A 15947-nucleotide genomic window follows, 5' to 3' on the forward strand; every position below is an offset into this window, starting at 1 on the left:
GGGGCGGCGGGGGCGGCGTGGCCTCACCGGCGCCGGTCGTGCCGGGCATCGGCGCGGGGGCGGGGGCAGCCGGGTCGGTCTGCGGCGTCGACTCGCCGGGCATCGGTGCGGTCTGGGGCGCCGGCTGGGTCTGGGTCTGGCCCGGCGTCGTCTGCTGCGCCGGCATGTCCTGGGCGATGGCGGTGCCGCTGAGGGCGACCGCCGAGGCGAGAAGCATCCACTTCATCTTGTGTCTCCTTCTTCATGAAAGACGAGATGCGAACGTCCGCCGCGGCGGATTGTTGCAACCAGGTTTCCGGGAAGAGGGAGGCAGGGCGCGGCGACGACACGCCGCCGCGCCCGATTTCGGCTCAGTTGCCGGCGTCGAGCGCGTAGCCGGCCGAGCGCACCGTGCGGATGATGTCCGGCCGGTTGCCCTTGTTGATCGCCTTGCGCAGGCGGCGGATATGGACGTCGACGGTGCGCGATTCGATGTCGCTGTCATGCCCCCACACCGCATCGAGCAGCCGCTCGCGCGAGAACACCCAGCCGGGATGCTCGAGGAAATGCTTGAGCAGCCGGAATTCGGTCGGCCCCAGCTGGATCACCTCGCCGCCGCGGCGGACCTTGTGGCCCACCGTGTCCATCTCGATGTCCGAATAGGTGAGGGCCTCGCCCGCCAGCGCCGGGCGCACGCGGCGCAGCACCGCGCCGACGCGCGCGACCAGTTCGCGCGGCGAAAAGGGCTTGGTGACGTAGTCGTCGGCGCCGGTCTCCAGCCCGCGCACCCGATCTTCCTCTTCGCCGCGCGCGGTGAGCATGATGATCGGCACATTGGCCGTTTCCGGCATGCGGCGCAGGCGGCGGCATACCTCGATGCCGGACAGCCCCTCGACCATCCAGTCGAGCAGCACGATGTCCGGCGTCGCCTCCTTGGCGAGCAGCAGTGCTTCCTCGCCGTCGGGGGTGTGCTTCACTTCATAGTCTTCGCGCTTGAAATGCCAGGTGACGAGCTCCGCGATCGCGGCATCGTCTTCCACCAGCAGCATTTTGACCCGTGCCATATGTTCCCCTCAGCTCCCGCTGCTTTCGCCGGCTTCCGCTTCGGCGAGATACTGCCCGGTCGCGGCAAAATAGACCATTTCGGCGACGTTGGTTGCGTGGTCGCCGATCCTCTCCAGATTCTTCGCGACGAACAGCAGGTGCGCGACCTGGCTGATCGTGCGCGGATTCTCGACCATGAAGGTCACCAGCGTACGGAAGATCGAATCGTAGAAATCGTCGAGCGCAGTGTCGCTGGCATGCACCTCGGCGGCAGCCACGGCGTCGCGCGCGGAGAAGGCATCGAGCGCGGCCCGCACCATGTCGGCGGCGAGCTGGCCCATCGCGGGCAGGATCGACACCGCCTCGATCCGCTCCTCGCCCTCGGCATGAATCATCGGCACGCGCTTGGCGATGTTCTTGGCATAATCGCCGATCCGCTCGATCACCGCGGCGATCTTCAGCGCGGCGATCACCTCGCGCAGGTCGTCCGCCATCGGGGCGCGCAGCGCGATGACGCGGACGATCAGCTTTTCCAGCTCCGCCTCGATCGCATCGATCTGCTTGTCCTTCTTGCGCACCGTCTTGGCGAGCGCGAGGTCGCCGCGCTGCAGCGCCTTCATCGCGTCGTAGATCGCCTGTTCGGCAAGGCCGCCCATCTGCGAGATCAGCGCGCGCAGCTGGCTGATGTCCTGGTCGAACGCCTTGACCGTATGTTCCTGAGGCCCTGCCATCAGCCGTACCTTCCGGTGATATAGTCCTTCGTCCGCTCCTCGCGGGGGGCGGTGAAGATGTTGTCGGTCTCACCATATTCGACCAGCTGGCCGAGATGGAAGAAAGCGGTGCGCTGCGAGACGCGTGCCGCCTGCTGCATGTTGTGGGTGACGATCACGATGGCGTAGCGGCCGCGCAGCTCGTGGATCAGCTCCTCGATCTTGGCGGTGGCGATCGGGTCGAGCGCGCTGGCGGGCTCGTCCATCAGGATCACTTCCGGGTCCACGGCGATCGCGCGGGCGATGCACAGCCGCTGTTGCTGGCCGCCCGAAAGCGCGGTGCCGCTGTCGGACAGGCGATCCTTCACTTCGTCCCACAGCCCGGCGCGCTTCAGCGAGCGTTCGACGATGCCTTCGAGATCCGTCTTGGAGGAGGCGAGGCCATGGATGCGCGGGCCATAGGCGACATTCTCGAAGATCGACTTGGGGAACGGGTTCGGCTTCTGGAACACCATGCCGACGCGGGCGCGCAGTTGCACCACGTCCATGTCCGGCGAGTAGATGTCCTCGCCGTCCAGCGTGATCTCGCCGGTCACCCGCGCGCTGGCGATGGTGTCGTTCATCCGGTTGAAGGTGCGCAGGAAGGTGGACTTGCCGCAGCCCGACGGGCCGATGAACGCAGTCACCTTGTCCATGTCGACGTCGATCGAGACGTCCTTCACGGCCTGCTTGTCGCCATAGGAGACGCTGACGCCGCGGGCCGACATCTTGTGGGGGGCGGGGGAGGCGACGGTCATTACCAGCGGGTCTCGAACTTGTTGCGAAGGTAGATGGCGAGCCCGTTCATCGCGAGCAGCACGGCGAGCAGCACCAGGATCGCGGCGCTCGTCTTCTCGACAAAACCGCGGCTGACTTCGTCGGACCACAGGAAGATCTGCACCGGCAGCACCGTGGAGGGGTCGGTGAAGCCGCCGGGCGCGGTGACGATGAAGGCGCGCATGCCGATCAGCAGCAGCGGCGCGGTCTCGCCCAGCGCGCGGGCCATGCCGATGATCGTGCCGGTGAGGATGCCGGGCATCGCCAGCGGCAGGACATGGTGGAACACCACCTGGATCGGGCTCGCGCCGATGCCGAGCGCGGCGTCGCGGATCGAGGGCGGCACGCCCTTGATCGCGTTGCGGCTGGCGATGACGATCACCGGCATGATCATCAGCGCCAGCGTCACGCCGCCGACCAAAGGCGCCGAGCGCGGCAGCATCGGGCCATAGACATGCCCGCCGATCTGCCAGGTGCCGAGGAACACCGCGAGGCCGAGCAGGCCGAAGATGATCGAAGGCACTGCCGCAAGGTTGTTGATCGAAACCTCGATCAGATCGGTCCAGCGGTTCTTCGGCGCATATTCCTCGAGATAGATGGCCGATAGTACACCCACCGGAAACGCGATCAGGAAGGTGATCGCCATGGTGAGCAGCGAGCCCTTGAGTGCCCCCCAGATGCCGACCGCCACCGGATCGGTGGAGTCGGACTCGCGCAGAAATGCCCAGTTGAACCCGCGGGAGATCGCGCCCAGCTTCTGCAGCCGCGCGACGCCGGCTTCCATCGCCGGATCGCCCTCGCCTGCCAGCGCCTGGTCGAAGCCGGTGGCGGCGGGGACATAGACCGTCGCGCGGCGCTCCAGCAGCGAGGGATCGCGCTTCACCGCGGTGCGCACCGCCAGCCAGGCGCTGGGCGCGAGGTAGCCGTCGCCCTCGGGGCCGAAGGCGCGGACCGCGGCATTCTGCACCACGTCCTCCAGGCCGGCACTGGCCAGCGCCAAATCTGCGGCAGGCGTGGCAAGCTGGCGTCGCTCGATCTTCAGGCCGTCGGCCCTCAGGTCGATCGGCAGTGCCAGTTCGGTGACGGTGAAGCCGCGCCAGCCCTGCGCTACCATGGTCAGCAGCAGGAAACCGAGGAACGCGGCGGACAGGATGACCGCACCGGCGCCCAGCACGCGAAAGCGCCGCTCGGCCGCGTAGCGGCGGCGGATGCGCTTCTGCATCGCCGCGCCCTTCCAGTCGGTCGGCCGGCGTTCGCTCGGGGGGGCGGCGGGCTTACTCATAGGCTTCGCGATACTTCTTCACGACGCGCAGCGCGACGATGTTGAGCAGCAGGGTGATCACGAACAGGGTGAGGCCCAGCGCGAACGCGGCCAGCGTCTTGGGGCTGTCGAACTCGGCCTCGCCGGTCAGCAGGTCGACGATCTGCTTGGTGACGGTGGTCGCGCTCTGCAGCGGGTTGAGCGTGATCGTCGCCGCGCCGGAGGCGGCCATCACCACGATCATCGTCTCGCCGATCGCGCGGCTGACCGCGAGAAGCACGCCCGCCACCACGCCCGGAAGCGCCGCGGGCACGAGCACGCGCGAGATCGTCTCGCTGGTGGTGGCGCCCATCGCCAGGCTGCCGTCGCGCATCGCGGTGGGCACGGCGGCGAGCGAATCATCGGCCATCGAGGACACGAACGGGATGATCATCACGCCCATCACCAGGCCCGCTGCGAGCGCGCTTTCCGACGAGGCGAAGGGATCGCCGAGCAGCACCGCCAGCTTGCGCACGGCCGGCGCCACGGTCAGCGCAGCGAAATAGCCGTAGACGACGGTGGGCACGCCGGCGAGCATCTCCAGCGTCGGCTTCATCCAGCGGCGCGTGGTCGCGGAGGCATATTGAGTGAGGTACACCGCGCTCATCAACCCGAACGGAATGGCGACCAGCATCGCGATCACCGCGCCGATGAAGAAGGTACCCCAGAACAGCGGCACCGCGCCCAGCGACGCGCCGGGGTCCTTCGCATCGATCACCTGCGGGCTCCAATGCGTGCCGAACAGGAACTGGGTGATCGGCACCTGGCTGAAGAAGCGGGTCGATTCCCAGAAGAGCGAGGCGAAGATGCCGATGGTGGTGAAGATCGCGATCAGCGAGGCGACCAGCAGCCCCATCATCAGCGTGCGCTCCACCTTGGAGCGCGCGCGGAAATCGGGGCGGATACGGCTGAGCGCGAAGGCGGCGCCGGCAAAGGCGAGCAGCGCCGCCGCCGCCGTACCGGTCCAGGCATAGCGGTTGCGCGCCGCGCGCACGACCGGGGCGAGCTGCCGCGCCAGCGGATCGGCTTCGGTGTCGTACGGGTTCTTTGCGACCTCGCGCGCCTGGGCGAGCACCGAGTCGCGTTCGAAGGCGAAGTCGGACAGGCCGGCGGCGGTGGGGCTCTGCAGCACCGTCTGGCGAACGAGGCCGGGGCTGACCGCCGACCACACGACCAGGAACAGCAGCGGCGGCAGCACCGTCCACATGGCGACGAACCAGCCATGCTGCGCCGGCAGCGAGTGGAGCCGCTTGGCGCCGCCGCGATCGAACCGCAGCGCACGCGCCCGCGCCGTCAGCCAGCCGATCAGGCCCAGGCCCAGGATCACAAACGAAAGCGCGAAAGGGTTCACGGGCGGAGCAACTCGGCGGAACGGGGGGCGAGGACGGGGATCACTTGAGCACGGCCGGATCGAGCGGGGTCAGGTCCGCCACGCGCTTCGCCATTTCGGCCCGCATCGCTTCGGGCGCGGCGATGAGGCCGCGCTTCACCAGCGGGCCCGTAGGGCCCCAGAGCGTGGCGTACAGGGCGAGGAAGTCCTTCAGCCCCGGCACGGCCTTGAGGTGCCGTTTCTTTACGTAGAGATAGAGCGGGCGGGCGCCCGGATAGCGGCCGTCGGCGATCGACGCATAGCTGGGCGCCACGCCTTCGACCGGTACGCCGTGCAGGCGGTTCTGGTTCTCTTCGAGATAGGAATAGCCGAAGATGCCCAGTGCATTGGGGTTCTGCGCCAGCCCCTGGACGATCAGATTGTCGTTCTCGCCCTTGTCGACATAGGGGCCGTCGTCGCGAATGCGGCGGCATTCGGCGTCATAGTGCGCCGGATCGGCCTCGGCCTTCAGTTTCGCGGCATTCGGATCGGCCTCCAGGCAGCCGGGGGCGAGCATCAGTTCGACGAACGCATCGCGGGTGCCGCTGGTCGAGGGCGGTCCCATCACCAGGATCGGAATGGCAGGAAGGCTAGGGTTCACGTCGCGCCAGGTGCGCGCGGTGTTGGGCTTGCCCATCGGGTTGGCCGCCAGCGCCAGATAGACGTCGCGCTTGCTCAGCTGCAGCTTCGGCCCCTGGTTGGATTCGGCGAGCGCCACGCCGTCCAGGCCGATGACGATTTCCAGGATCTCGCCGACCTGGTTGGCCTCGCAGCGATCATATTCCCTGCGCGTCATCCGGCGCGAGGCGTTGGCGATGTCCGGGAACTGCGCGCCCACGCCCTCGCAGAAGCGGCGGATGCCGGCGCCGCTGCCGATCGATTCCACCACCGGCGCCTTGCGGCTGCTGCGCGCGTTGACGAACGCCTCGGCCACGGCCGTCGTGAAGGGGTAGACGGTGGAGGACCCGACGACGCGGATTTCACGCGTAGCACTGCCGTCGCACGCCGAAAGGGCGAGCGTGCCGAAGGCGATCAGCGCTAGACGACCCAGCATCGTCACTTTGTGCTCCCCGAGGATGGCGGTATTTGGATTACGGAGTCTGCGCTTTGCCCCGCGCACTGCCCATCCGGCAATCGCGTTACGACTTTATGACAATGGGTTCGATCGGCAGCCGGACCGCGACCGTGGTGCCGACCCCCACCGTGGAGGCGATGTCCATCCGGCCCCGGTGGCGCTCCACCACATGCTTGACGATCGCGAGGCCGAGGCCGGTGCCGCCCAGCGAGCGGCTGCGTCCCGAATCGACACGATAGAAGCGTTCGGTAAGGCGCGGAATATGCTCCGCCGGAACGCCTTCTCCCTGGTCGACCACGGCGAAGCGCACCATCGTATCCCCCTCGCTGCGCAGCGACACGGTGACCGGCGTGCCGGCGCGGCCGTATTTCATCGCGTTGCCGATCAGGTTGTGGAGCAGCTGGCTCAGCTGGGTGCGGTCGCCGCGTACCGGCGGCACGGCTTCGATCTCGGTCACCAGATCGGCGGCACGGGGGCTGCCCGAAAGTTCGGCGCAGACCTGCGGGATGAGGTCGGCCAGCTGCACCGATTCTGCCGGGGCGCGATATTTCTCGGCCTCGATCCGGCTCAGCGAGATCAGGTCGCTGATCAGCCGGTCCATGCGCCGCGCCTCGTCGTGCATGATCTTGAGGAAGCGTGCGCGAATCTCCGGCTCCTCGCCGGCACCGTCGGCCAGCGTCTCGACATAGCCGAGCAGCGAGGCCAGCGGCGTGCGCAGCTCGTGGCTGGCGTTGGCGACGAAGTCGACGCGCATCCGGTCGGCGGTGTAGCTGCCCGTGCGGTCGACCAGGTGGACGACACGCTCGCCGGTCTCCAGCGTGCGGACGCGCATTTCCCAGCGCTGCTCGCGCGTGCCCAGGCCGACGAGGTGGATGGGGGCGCTATGGTCCTCGCCGGGATCGAGCAGGCGTTCGGCGGCGGCAGGGTGGCGGATCGCCAGGCGCACGTCCTCGCCGAGGATATGCTCGCCGAGCAGCGCGCGGGCGGCGGCGTTGGCGGCGATCACGCGGGTGGCGGCGATCACCAGTACCGGCTCGGCGATGGCCTCGATCACTTCGCCGAATGCCGGATCGCGATCGGCGGCGGCGGTATCGTCGCGCCGGGGCGGTGCCGGATCGCCGCCGATGCCGACGACCAGCACGGCGGCGAACCCGCCGACCAGCAGCACCAGCGCCACCTGCAGGTCCCCGTTGAGCAGGAAGCCCACCAGCGCCGAAAGGGCGGCGACGCCCAGTGCGAGGACGATTCGGGAGCCATGGGCCGAAAGCATGGTGCCTTCTAGCGCGCGATCGTCCCAAGACGAGCCCGTATTTACGATTGCGAAATGGGCGCGGGCGCAGAAGAAGAAGGCGATGGACGATCCCGAACCCGAAGAACAGCCGACCCGGCGGCGTGCGCTGATGCTGGGCGCGGCAAGTGCTGCAGCGATCGTCTCCATCCGCCCGGCGCTGGCACAGACCAGCGCCTCGGTGATGCAGTGCGAGATTCCGGTGACCGATCCGGGCCGCGCGGGCAGCTATATCGCGCCCGACGGCAGGGTGGTGCCGGCACGCACGCCTGGCGCCTTTCCGGCACCGGGGCGCAACTTCAAGGCGCAGGACGTGAAGCGGGCGCTGAACGGCGGTACGCTGCCCGGCACCGATCCGCAGGCCAGCCGCGCCTATACCAACTATATCCGCCGGCTGCAGCGCGGGACCAGCGGCTTCACCTGCTTCGCCTCGCTGCAGATGCCGCGCGGCTGAGGCGGGGGGCGGTGTTCTATCGCGCCGCCGATCCTGCGACCCTGCGCATCGTGCCGCTGGATTCGCTGACGCTCGTCTACCACCGCGCGTCGGGCATCACCCACATCGTCGATGCGCCGGTGCCGGAGATCCTCGACATCCTCGGCGAAGGCCCGCGCGACGTGGGCGGGCTGCTAGGGATACTGGCCGAGCGTTTCGACCTTGCCGATCCCGATCCGGCCGCCCTGGCGGTACGGCTCGACGAACTGGTCGCGGCCGGCCTGGTGGAGCGGACATGCGCCATCTGAAGCTGCTGCGGATCGGACCCATAGGCTTCCGCATCGGCAGCCACTGGCGGCGGCCGATCGCGGCGCTGGACGAGCTGTACCGCGACTATCCCGGCCCCCGGGACGACATCGCCGATTTCAACGTTCACCTCTTCGCCGCGCGACCCTGGCGGCGGGTGCTGCGCCCCTCGGTGCACATCGCCGGCGACTTCGTGATTCCCGATGCCGCGCCGCTGCCGCTGGCCCAGGGGCTGCTCGCCGCCGAGATGGGGATGAACCTGCAGATGGCGCTGGGGCTGCGGCGCTACCTGCTGCTCCATGCCTCGATGGTCGAGCGGAACGGCCGCGCGGTGCTGATGACCGGCATCTCCGGGGCGGGCAAGTCGACGCTCGCGGCGCTGCTGATGGCGCGCGGCTGGCGGCTGATGGGCGACGAGTTCGCGCTGATCGACTGCGCGACCGGCCTCGCCCATGCCTTTCCCCGACTGGTCAGCCTGAAGAACGAGGCGATCGACGTGGTGACGCAGGCGCTCCCCGGTGCGCGCTTCGGCCCGCTGCTGCAAGGCACGCCCAAGGGTGCGATCCGCCACCTGGTGCCCGATGCGCGCGCCATCGCCGCGATGGAAGTACCCGCCGAGCCCAGCCTGATCCTGTTCCCCCGCTTCGGCTTCGAGCCAGCCGAGCGGCCGGTGCTGCCGAGCGAGGCCTTCGTGCGGCTCACCCAATCCTCCACCAACTATGTGGCGCTCGCCGAGCGCGGGTTCGAGGCGCTGACCCGGCTGGTGCAGACGGTGCCCGCGCGGGCGATCGATTATCCCGATGCAGCGACGGCGCTCGCGATGGTGGAGGCGCTGGCATGAATCCGGCGCTGCTGCTCGCCGGGGTGCTGCGCGATCCGGCGACGATCGCGGACCTCGCCGCGCCGGACTGGAACGCGCTCTGGGCGGTCGCCCGCGCCGAGCAGCTGGCGGGCACGCTGGCGCACCGCATTGCCGGGCTGCCGATGCCGGAAGCGGCGGCGCAGCTGGTGGCGGATGCCATCGTCTCGGCCGAGCAGGGACGCACGGCTGCCTTGTGGGAAGCCGAAATGGCGCGGCGGGCGCTCGCCGAGCTGGACGTGCCGGTGGTGCTGCTGAAGGGCACGGCCTATGCCGCCGCCGGGCTGTCCCCCTCGGTCGGGCGGGTGATCGGCGATCTCGACATTCTCGTGCCCCGCGATGCGATGGCGGCGGTCGAGGCCGCGCTGCTCGCCGCCAGCTGGGAATGGGTGAAGCCCGATCCCTATGACGATGCCTATTACCGCCGCTGGATGCACGAGCTGCCGCCGCTGATCCACCGCGACCGCGACAAGATGATCGACGTCCACCACACGATCCTGCCGCTCACCGCGCGCATCCGCCCGGATGCGGCGGCGCTGCTGGCGGACAGCGTGGCGCTGGGGAACGGCCTGCGCATGCTTGGGGCCCAGGACATGCTGTGCCACGCCGCCGCGCATCTGTTCGCGGACGGGGATCTGGCGGGGGGCATGCGCAACCTGTGGGACATCCATTGCCTGCTCGGCGAGTTCGGCTTCGACGGGCTGGCCGAGCGCGCGGCGCAGCACGGGCTCGGCGCCGCGATGGCGCGCGCCGTCCGGCAGTCGGTGCGGCTCTACGGCACCGAGGCGCCGCCGAAATGGCAGGGCTGGGACGCGCTCGATCCGCTGTTCCACCGCCGGCTGACGGCGCGGGATGCATGGGGCCGTTCGACCCGCAAGGCGGTGCAGCTGGGCTTCTATATCCGCTCGCACCTGTTGCGGATGCCGCCCGCAATGCTTGCGCGGCATCTCTGGACCAAGTGGCGCAAGGGCTACCGGCCGGCTTGAGCACGGCCGATCGCGGGGTGGGCGCCGGATCCGGTTCCTCGCCGGCTTGGTTGTTGTGCGACCCGAGAGGTTCGAGGGTTCCGGCGCCCTGGGGGGCAGGACGGGCGGCGGATCCGGGATCCGGCCGCCCGTCCCGCGAGATCAGAAGGTCGCGACCTTCACCATGAACCGGACGTTGCGGCCGGGCTGGATCACCAGATCCTTGTTGAGCGAGGCGGCGTTGCGCTGCACCTCGTCGGTCAGGTTCTGGCCGATGATCGCGAACTCGATCCCCGGCAGCGACTTGAACGGACGCCACGCGATCTGTGCGTTGAGGTTGTTGTACCCCGGCGTCTCGGTGTCGAACGCGCCGAACCTGGTCTGCTTGCCGGCATGGACGAACTGCACGGCGCCATCCAGCGTCGGGCTCAGCCAGTTGACGCCGCCGCCCAGGCGATAGGGCGGGATGCGCGGCACATTGCCGCCGCTGTCCAGCGTCGCGCGGGTATAGTCGGCCAGCGCGGTCAGCTGCAGCGTGCTGTACTGCTGGTGGAACAGGTCGTAGCTCGCCTTGCCTTCGAGGCCGCGGAAGTGCGCGCCCTGCTGGCGATAGTTCAGCTCCTTCAGGTCGCCGTCGCCGCCCACCGCGCAGGTGCCGTCGTCGTCGCAGGTGCGCCCCGTCAGGTCGCCATAGATATAGTTGTCGAACCAGGTCGAATAGGCGCTGCCGTCGAAGTGGAAGCGATCCAGGTTCACCCGCACCGTTGCCTCGAGCGAATTGGCGCGCTCGATCTTCAGGTTCGGATCGCCGGTCTCGAACGTGTTCGGCCCATCATGGCCGCCGCGTGCGAACAGTTCGGTGATCGCGGGCGCACGGCCGGTGCTGGAGCCGGTGAAGCCGAGCTTCACATGTGCCCCCACGTCGAGCAGCGCGCCGATCGCGCCGCTGACCGGGGTATAGTCGCGGCTGGTGAACAGGTTGGACGCCGGCGTGCCTTCCGTGCGGACATGCTCCACGCGGCCGCTCGCCTGGAGGTGGAGGATGTCGGTCAGCGGCACTTCGGTGAAGAGGTACGCCGCCTCGCTCTGGGTGGTGGTGGGGAACAGGTAGCTGCTGTCGGCGCCGATCGCCGAGAACTTGCGGTTCTGCAGCTCGAAGCCGATCGCCGAGTTGCGGATCGGGCCCAGCGGGTTCAGCAGGAATTCGAGGTGCCCGTCGAATTCCTTGTTGCGGAACGTCGTGTCGATCGTCCCGTCCGGCTCCTTCTCGTCATGCGTATAGTCGGCATAGCTGGCATCGAGGTTGATCGTCTTGAGCGGGCCGGCGTCGACCGCGAACACGTCGCGGCTCATCACCTTGGTCTGGCGCATGTCGATATAGGTGGTGTCGCTGGGGATGCCGTATTTCGAGTTGTACTGGCTGACCGACAGGCCGACATGGCTCGCATCGTTCCCGCCGAAGAAATAGGAGCCGCCGACCGAGGCTCCGTGGCCGCGGAAGAACGAGTTCTGCTGGGTGCCGAGCGGCGTGTCATAATCGCCGGCATCGCGATAGAAGCCGTCGGCGTGGAGCGCGATCGCACCGAGCTTGGCATCGACTAGCGCGCCGCCTTCCCCCATGTTGGAAACGGTGCCGTAGCTGCCCACCGCCTCGCCCGAGATCGTCGCGCTCGGCAGCTTCATCGGCACGCGGTTGTTGATCACGTTGACCACGCCGCCGATTGCCTGGCTGCCATAGCGCAGCGTGCCGGCGCCGCGGACCACTTCGATGCTCTGCGCCGAAAAAGGGTCGACCGGGATGCCGTGGTCGGGACCGATGTCGGACACGTCGGAGCTGCTGGCGCCGTTCTCCAGGATGCGGACGCGGGTGGCGTCCATGCCGCGGATGATCGGCCGGCTGGCGCCGTTGGCGAAGGTCGTCGCGGCGATGCCGGGCTCCTGCGCCAGTGCGTCGCTGATGCTGGCGCCGCCGCTGCGCAGGATCTGGTCGCGATCGACATGGGTGACGATGGTCGGCACCTCGTCGCTCGCCACGGCATAGGGCGCCGCCGTGATGATGATGACGTTCTTGTCGTTCGTCTGGGGATCGGGATCGGCAAAGGCATGGGGCGCGAACGCGACGACAGCCGCGCCCGCGAGAAGGGCAGTACGCATGGGAAAAAACCTCCGTGAACCTGGGGCGCGCCGCGGATGATCGCGGCGCGAATCGTCTTCAGGCGGTGCGGAGTGCGGGGGGCGCGCGGCTGCGCCAGGCGTGCGAGCGGAGCAGGCGGTGCGCCGGGGCGGCGGCGGCGACCGCGCGCCATTCCATGGCGGGGGCGGGAGGGCTGAGCGCAGGCGGCAGCGACGCCAGATAGGCCGCAGCCGTCGCACCCTCGTCGCAGAGCGGGCAAGCCGGATCGTCGTCGTTCTGCCTGGGCGCATGGTGTGCTTGCGTCGCCACGGACCAGCCAGGCGCTGCGTGCACATGCGCGCGAACGATCCCCGCCTGCCAGCACAGCGCGAAGGTCAGCAGCAGCGCCGGCAGCAACCGGACGAGGAGATCGGGTACGCGGAACAGGCGCATTCCCGCTGCCCTACTGCAGCGCAGTGTATGTTTCAATATATCATCGGCGTGCGAGGGCGGCGATGTCGATGCGGGCGGTGGCCAGCGCCAGCGGCGCGTGCCGGTGCGAGACGAGGAGCAGGCCGGTTCCCGTCGTGTCCAGCCAGTCGCGCAGCCGGGCGACCAGCGCTGCCTCGGTCGCCGCGTCCAGGCCTTCGCTCGGTTCGTCAAGCAGCAGCCACGGGCGGCGGGCGAGCAGCGCGCGGGCAAGCGACAGCCGCTTGCGCTCGCCGCCCGACAGCGTACCGCCGGCTTCGGCGATCGGCGTCTCCAGCCCGGCGGGCATCCCTGCGACGGTCGTATCCAGGCAGGCGGTGCGCAGCGCGGCGTGCATCTCCGCTTCGGTGATCCCCGGGCGGGCAATGCGCAGATTGTCGGCGATCGAGCCTGCGATCAGCATGGCATCCTGCGGCGCGAGGGCGCATTGCTGTCGCAGCGCATCGGCGGGGCATCGCTCGACCGGGGTGCCGCCGAGGTCGATCGGATGGACCGGCGCGCGCAGGCCGGCAAGCGCTTCGATCAGTCGCGTCTTGCCGGTGCCGGAGACGCCGGTGATCGCGATGCGGGCACCCGGGTCCAGCACCCGGCCGCCGAGCGTGATGGGCAGCCCCGCTGCCGTGCCGCCGGGCGCAGGGTTCAGCTCCTCCGGCAGCTGCGACAGCGTGGCGAGCCTCGCCATGCCCTGTTCGACGCTCGCCTGGCGAAGCGCGGTACGGGCGAAGGCGGCCATCGCCTCTACCGAAGCGGCCGCGGCAAGCAGGGCCAGCGCGCGCACCGGCGCGGCGCCTTCGGCCAGCGCAAACACCAGGGCCGCCGCGAGCGTGCCATAGCCGGCGAGCAACCCCGCCACCACGCCGTCGCCGCGCGCGAGCGCCGCGCGGGCGCGGTCGAGCGGGCGCGACAGCGCGGCCATGCTATCCGCCACGCGCGGGGCGAGGCCATAGGCGATGATCTCGGGCCGGGCGGCGGCATAGTCGACAAAGGCGGTGCGCAGCGCGCCCAGCGCGTCGGCGGCTTCCGCGGCGGGGCGGGTGGTAAGGCGGCGCGCGGCGAGGGTCAGCAGCGGCGGCAGCGCAGCGAGGAGCAGCGCCAGCGCGAGCGCCGCCTTCCAGCCCGCCAGCGCCACCAGCGCGACCGCGAAGCACGCGGCGGCGAGGCTGGCGGGCCGACCGGGACGGCGGACGACCAGGTCTTCCAGAGCCTCGATGTCGCCGATCAGCCTTGCGCTGGCATCGCCGCTCGCCAGGTCTGGCGCGGTGCGGCTGTCCTGTGCGGCGAGCTTGCCGAACAGGCGCCCGCGCAGATCCGCCATCGCGGTGAGGGCGGCCTGGTGCGAGAGCAGCCGCTCGCCATAGCGTCCGCCGGTGCGCAGGATGGCGAGCCCGCGAATCGCGGCGCTGGGGATCAGATAGTTGAACGCGACGACGGCGGCGGCACCGCTCGCCCCGGCGATCGCCGCACCGGTCAGGAACCAGCCGGACAGCGCCAGCAGCAGGATCGATGCCAGCCCGGCAATGGTCGCGCAGGCGAGCGCCTGGCGCAGCGTGCGGCGTTCCGGGGCGGCGGGGGGGAAGGGATTCACAGCGTCACCTCGGCATCGGCAGCCGCGATCAGGCGGGGATCATGAGTGGCGACGATCACCGCGCGCGCGGTGGCGACGGCGCGGAGCAGCGCGGTGATCGCCTCGGCGCTGGCATCGTCGAGATCGGCGGTGGGCTCGTCGGCGAGCAGCAGCGGGCGATCGGCGAGCAGCGCGCGCGCAAGCCCCAGGCGCCGTCGCTCGCCGCCCGAAAGGCCGGAGCCGCGATGATCGAGCAGCAGGTCCAGGTCGGCGCCGCGGCGCGCCAGCATCGGGGCGAGGCCCACTTGCTCGATCGCGGCGCGCACCGCGGCGTCGCCGGCGTGCGGCGCGGCCAGTACCAGATTGTCGCGGAGCGTGCCCGGCAGGATGAGGGGGTGCTGGGCCGCCCAGGCGATGGCGTCCGCGCCGGGCGCGGTGAGCGTGCCCGAGCTCGGCGGAATCTGTCCGGCGATCGCCGCGAGCAGGCTCGTCTTGCCGCTGCCGGTGGGGCCGGTCAGCGCCACCAGCCCGGTGGTGCCGATCGAAAGACGTGCCGGGCCGATCGTCCGGCCGGGCCAGGCGATCACCACCGCGCGCGCCTCCACGCCCGTAAAGGCGGCGGGGGCCGTGGCGGGGGGCGCCAGGTCCGGCACCGCCGCGATCGCCGCGCGCGCGGCCTCGCCCAGCTGCTTGTCATGATAGGCCGCAGCCAGCCGGCGCATCGGCAGGTAGAATTCGGGCGCCATCGCCAGCGCGAAGAAGGCCTCGCGCAGCGTCAGCGTTTCGGGATCCGGGAAGGGCAGCAGCCCGAGCAGGCTGAAGCCGCAATAGACCGCCACCAGCGCGACGGCGAGCGCCGAAAAGAACTCCAGCACCGCGCTGGACAGGAAGGCGACGCGCAGCACCGCGATCGTCCGGCGGGCCACTTCGCGGGTGGCGACCCCCACCTGGCGGGCGATCCGTTCCTCCGCGCCGAAATGGCGGACGATCGGCAGGGTGCGAACACGATCGACGAACAGGTCGGACAGGTCGCCCAATGCTTCTAGCTGCCGCTCCGACGCGCGCCTGGCGGCGGTGCCGGCGAGGATCATGCCGAAGACGAAGGGCACCAGCGTGCCGATCAGGATGCTCGCCGCGACCAGGCTCGCACAGGCGATGATCCCCACCGCCACCAGCGGCGCGGCGGCTGCCGCCACCCGCGCGGGCACGAAGCGGGTCTCATATCCCTCGATCGTGGCGACATGGTCGATCGCGAGCACCGCCGACTGCCCGCTCGACGGCGCGGCGCCGCTGCCGAGCAGACGCTGGACCAGGCTGTGGCGGAGCGGGGCGGTGGTCGCCTGCGCGCCGCGCACCGCCAGCACCGGCACGCCCCAGGCGGTCGCCGCGCGCAGGAGCCCGCCGCCCAGCATCGCGGCGAATGCAGTCGCAGGCGCGGCGTGCCCGGCGGCCGCCGCGGCGACGCCGTCGGCGATGCCCCATGCGAACAGCGCCGCGCCGCCCAAGTCGATGATCCAGGCGAACCCGGCCTGTTTTTGAAGAGCCATATGAGACAATTTGTACAAGCGATTTCGGCCCTGCAACGGAATAGGGGATATCCCGCATAGGCGGTTGCGCAACCGAAGCCTAGGCCGCGA

General features: G+C 69.9%; 15 protein-coding genes and 1 pseudogene. 4 read left to right on the plus strand and 12 right to left on the minus strand.

Features of this window, described 5'->3' with window-relative positions; translation table 11 throughout:
- The 8 genes and pseudogenes from SPI01S_RS13440 to SPI01S_RS13475 all read right to left on the minus strand — a co-directional run.
- Positions 1-226, minus strand: a pseudogene (locus SPI01S_RS13440) (hypothetical protein); the annotation flags it as partial.
- A gap of 124 nt (positions 227-350) precedes the next feature.
- Positions 351-1043 (minus strand): phosphate regulon transcriptional regulator PhoB, encoded by a 693-nt coding sequence (gene phoB, locus SPI01S_RS13445; protein WP_064314091.1) that lies wholly within the window; start codon positions 1041-1043, stop codon positions 351-353.
- A 9-nt stretch (positions 1044-1052) separates the two neighbouring features.
- Entirely contained in the window at positions 1053-1754 is a 702-nt protein-coding gene (phoU, locus tag SPI01S_RS13450; RefSeq protein ID WP_066723293.1) for a phosphate signaling complex protein PhoU, read from the minus strand.
- Positions 1754-2530, minus strand: coding sequence for a phosphate ABC transporter ATP-binding protein PstB (gene pstB / locus SPI01S_RS13455; RefSeq protein ID WP_066723295.1), 777 nt, complete (start codon positions 2528-2530; stop codon positions 1754-1756). The genes phoU and pstB overlap by 1 nt, the downstream gene beginning before the upstream one ends.
- The gene (gene pstA / locus SPI01S_RS13460) at positions 2530-3831 is read right to left on the minus strand and encodes a phosphate ABC transporter permease PstA (RefSeq protein ID WP_066723296.1); all 1302 of its coding nucleotides are present in this window, start codon (positions 3829-3831) and stop codon (positions 2530-2532) included. The genes pstB and pstA overlap by 1 nt, the downstream gene beginning before the upstream one ends.
- Positions 3824-5200 carry a phosphate ABC transporter permease subunit PstC gene (gene pstC / locus SPI01S_RS13465; protein WP_066723299.1) on the minus strand — a complete coding sequence of 459 codons (1377 nt, stop codon included), beginning with the start codon at positions 5198-5200 and terminating at the stop codon, positions 3824-3826. Before pstC ends, pstA begins: the two co-directional genes overlap by 8 nt.
- 40 nt (positions 5201-5240) lie before the next feature.
- The gene (locus SPI01S_RS13470; protein WP_066723301.1) at positions 5241-6272 is read right to left on the minus strand and encodes a substrate-binding domain-containing protein; all 1032 of its coding nucleotides are present in this window, start codon (positions 6270-6272) and stop codon (positions 5241-5243) included.
- An 85-nt stretch (positions 6273-6357) separates the two neighbouring features.
- Positions 6358-7563: a sensor histidine kinase gene (locus SPI01S_RS13475; protein WP_066723303.1), complete on the minus strand. Its 1206-nt coding sequence runs from the start codon at positions 7561-7563 to the stop codon at positions 6358-6360.
- A gap of 82 nt (positions 7564-7645) precedes the next feature.
- Between SPI01S_RS13475 and SPI01S_RS13480 the strand changes: the two genes are divergently transcribed.
- The 4 genes from SPI01S_RS13480 to SPI01S_RS13495 are packed head-to-tail and all read left to right on the plus strand — an operon-like array spanning position 7646 to position 10165.
- Positions 7646-8035 (plus strand): hypothetical protein, encoded by a 390-nt coding sequence (locus SPI01S_RS13480; protein ID WP_066723305.1) that lies wholly within the window; start codon positions 7646-7648, stop codon positions 8033-8035.
- A gap of 11 nt (positions 8036-8046) precedes the next feature.
- A complete protein-coding gene (locus tag SPI01S_RS13485; RefSeq protein ID WP_066723308.1) occupies positions 8047-8322 on the plus strand; it encodes an HPr-rel-A system PqqD family peptide chaperone in 276 nt (91 codons plus the stop codon).
- Positions 8310-9161, plus strand: a complete 852-nt coding sequence (locus SPI01S_RS13490) for an HprK-related kinase A (RefSeq protein ID WP_066723311.1) — start codon at positions 8310-8312, stop codon at positions 9159-9161. Before SPI01S_RS13485 ends, SPI01S_RS13490 begins: the two co-directional genes overlap by 13 nt.
- Positions 9158-10165 carry a nucleotidyltransferase domain-containing protein gene (locus tag SPI01S_RS13495; protein WP_066723314.1) on the plus strand — a complete coding sequence of 336 codons (1008 nt, stop codon included), beginning with the start codon at positions 9158-9160 and terminating at the stop codon, positions 10163-10165. The genes SPI01S_RS13490 and SPI01S_RS13495 overlap by 4 nt, the downstream gene beginning before the upstream one ends.
- 141 nt (positions 10166-10306) lie before the next feature.
- Here SPI01S_RS13495 and SPI01S_RS13500 read toward each other — a convergent pair whose 3' ends face one another.
- Genes SPI01S_RS13500 through SPI01S_RS13515 form a run of 4 tightly spaced genes read right to left on the minus strand, consistent with a single transcriptional unit; the run spans position 10307 to position 15857 of the window.
- Positions 10307-12298 (minus strand): TonB-dependent receptor, encoded by a 1992-nt coding sequence (locus SPI01S_RS13500; protein ID WP_066723316.1) that lies wholly within the window; start codon positions 12296-12298, stop codon positions 10307-10309.
- Between the two features lie 58 nt (positions 12299-12356).
- Positions 12357-12710, minus strand: a complete 354-nt coding sequence (locus SPI01S_RS13505) for a hypothetical protein (RefSeq protein ID WP_066723319.1) — start codon at positions 12708-12710, stop codon at positions 12357-12359.
- Positions 12711-12750: 40 nt separating this feature from the next.
- Entirely contained in the window at positions 12751-14331 is a 1581-nt protein-coding gene (locus SPI01S_RS13510) for an ATP-binding cassette domain-containing protein (RefSeq protein ID WP_066723321.1), read from the minus strand.
- A complete protein-coding gene (locus SPI01S_RS13515) occupies positions 14328-15857 on the minus strand; it encodes an ABC transporter ATP-binding protein/permease (protein WP_066723322.1) in 1530 nt (509 codons plus the stop codon). The genes SPI01S_RS13510 and SPI01S_RS13515 overlap by 4 nt, the downstream gene beginning before the upstream one ends.
- Positions 15858-15947 lie beyond the last annotated feature (90 nt).

The organism is Sphingomonas pituitosa NBRC 102491 (genome assembly GCF_001598435.1).
Lineage (GTDB): Bacteria > Pseudomonadota > Alphaproteobacteria > Sphingomonadales > Sphingomonadaceae > Sphingomonas > Sphingomonas pituitosa.

What these genes read in the sequence shown, in the direction of transcription:
- SPI01S_RS13480 (WP_066723305.1), top strand. Translation starts at nt 7,646, where the DNA reads ATGGACGATCCCGAACCCGAAGAACAGCCGACCCGGCGGCGTGCGCTG.
- phoU (WP_066723293.1), bottom strand. Translation starts at nt 1,754, where the DNA reads ATGGCAGGGCCTCAGGAACATACGGTCAAGGCGTTCGACCAGGACATC.
- SPI01S_RS13505 (WP_066723319.1), bottom strand. Translation starts at nt 12,710, where the DNA reads ATGCGCCTGTTCCGCGTACCCGATCTCCTCGTCCGGTTGCTGCCGGCG.
- phoB (WP_064314091.1), bottom strand. Translation starts at nt 1,043, where the DNA reads ATGGCACGGGTCAAAATGCTGCTGGTGGAAGACGATGCCGCGATCGCG.
- SPI01S_RS13495 (WP_066723314.1), top strand. Translation starts at nt 9,158, where the DNA reads ATGAATCCGGCGCTGCTGCTCGCCGGGGTGCTGCGCGATCCGGCGACG.
- SPI01S_RS13470 (WP_066723301.1), bottom strand. Translation starts at nt 6,272, where the DNA reads ATGCTGGGTCGTCTAGCGCTGATCGCCTTCGGCACGCTCGCCCTTTCG.
- pstB (WP_066723295.1), bottom strand. Translation starts at nt 2,530, where the DNA reads ATGACCGTCGCCTCCCCCGCCCCCCACAAGATGTCGGCCCGCGGCGTC.
- SPI01S_RS13475 (WP_066723303.1), bottom strand. Translation starts at nt 7,563, where the DNA reads ATGCTTTCGGCCCATGGCTCCCGAATCGTCCTCGCACTGGGCGTCGCC.
- SPI01S_RS13490 (WP_066723311.1), top strand. Translation starts at nt 8,310, where the DNA reads ATGCGCCATCTGAAGCTGCTGCGGATCGGACCCATAGGCTTCCGCATC.
- SPI01S_RS13515 (WP_066723322.1), bottom strand. Translation starts at nt 15,857, where the DNA reads ATGGCTCTTCAAAAACAGGCCGGGTTCGCCTGGATCATCGACTTGGGC.
- SPI01S_RS13500 (WP_066723316.1), bottom strand. Translation starts at nt 12,298, where the DNA reads ATGCGTACTGCCCTTCTCGCGGGCGCGGCTGTCGTCGCGTTCGCGCCC.
- pstA (WP_066723296.1), bottom strand. Translation starts at nt 3,831, where the DNA reads ATGAGTAAGCCCGCCGCCCCCCCGAGCGAACGCCGGCCGACCGACTGG.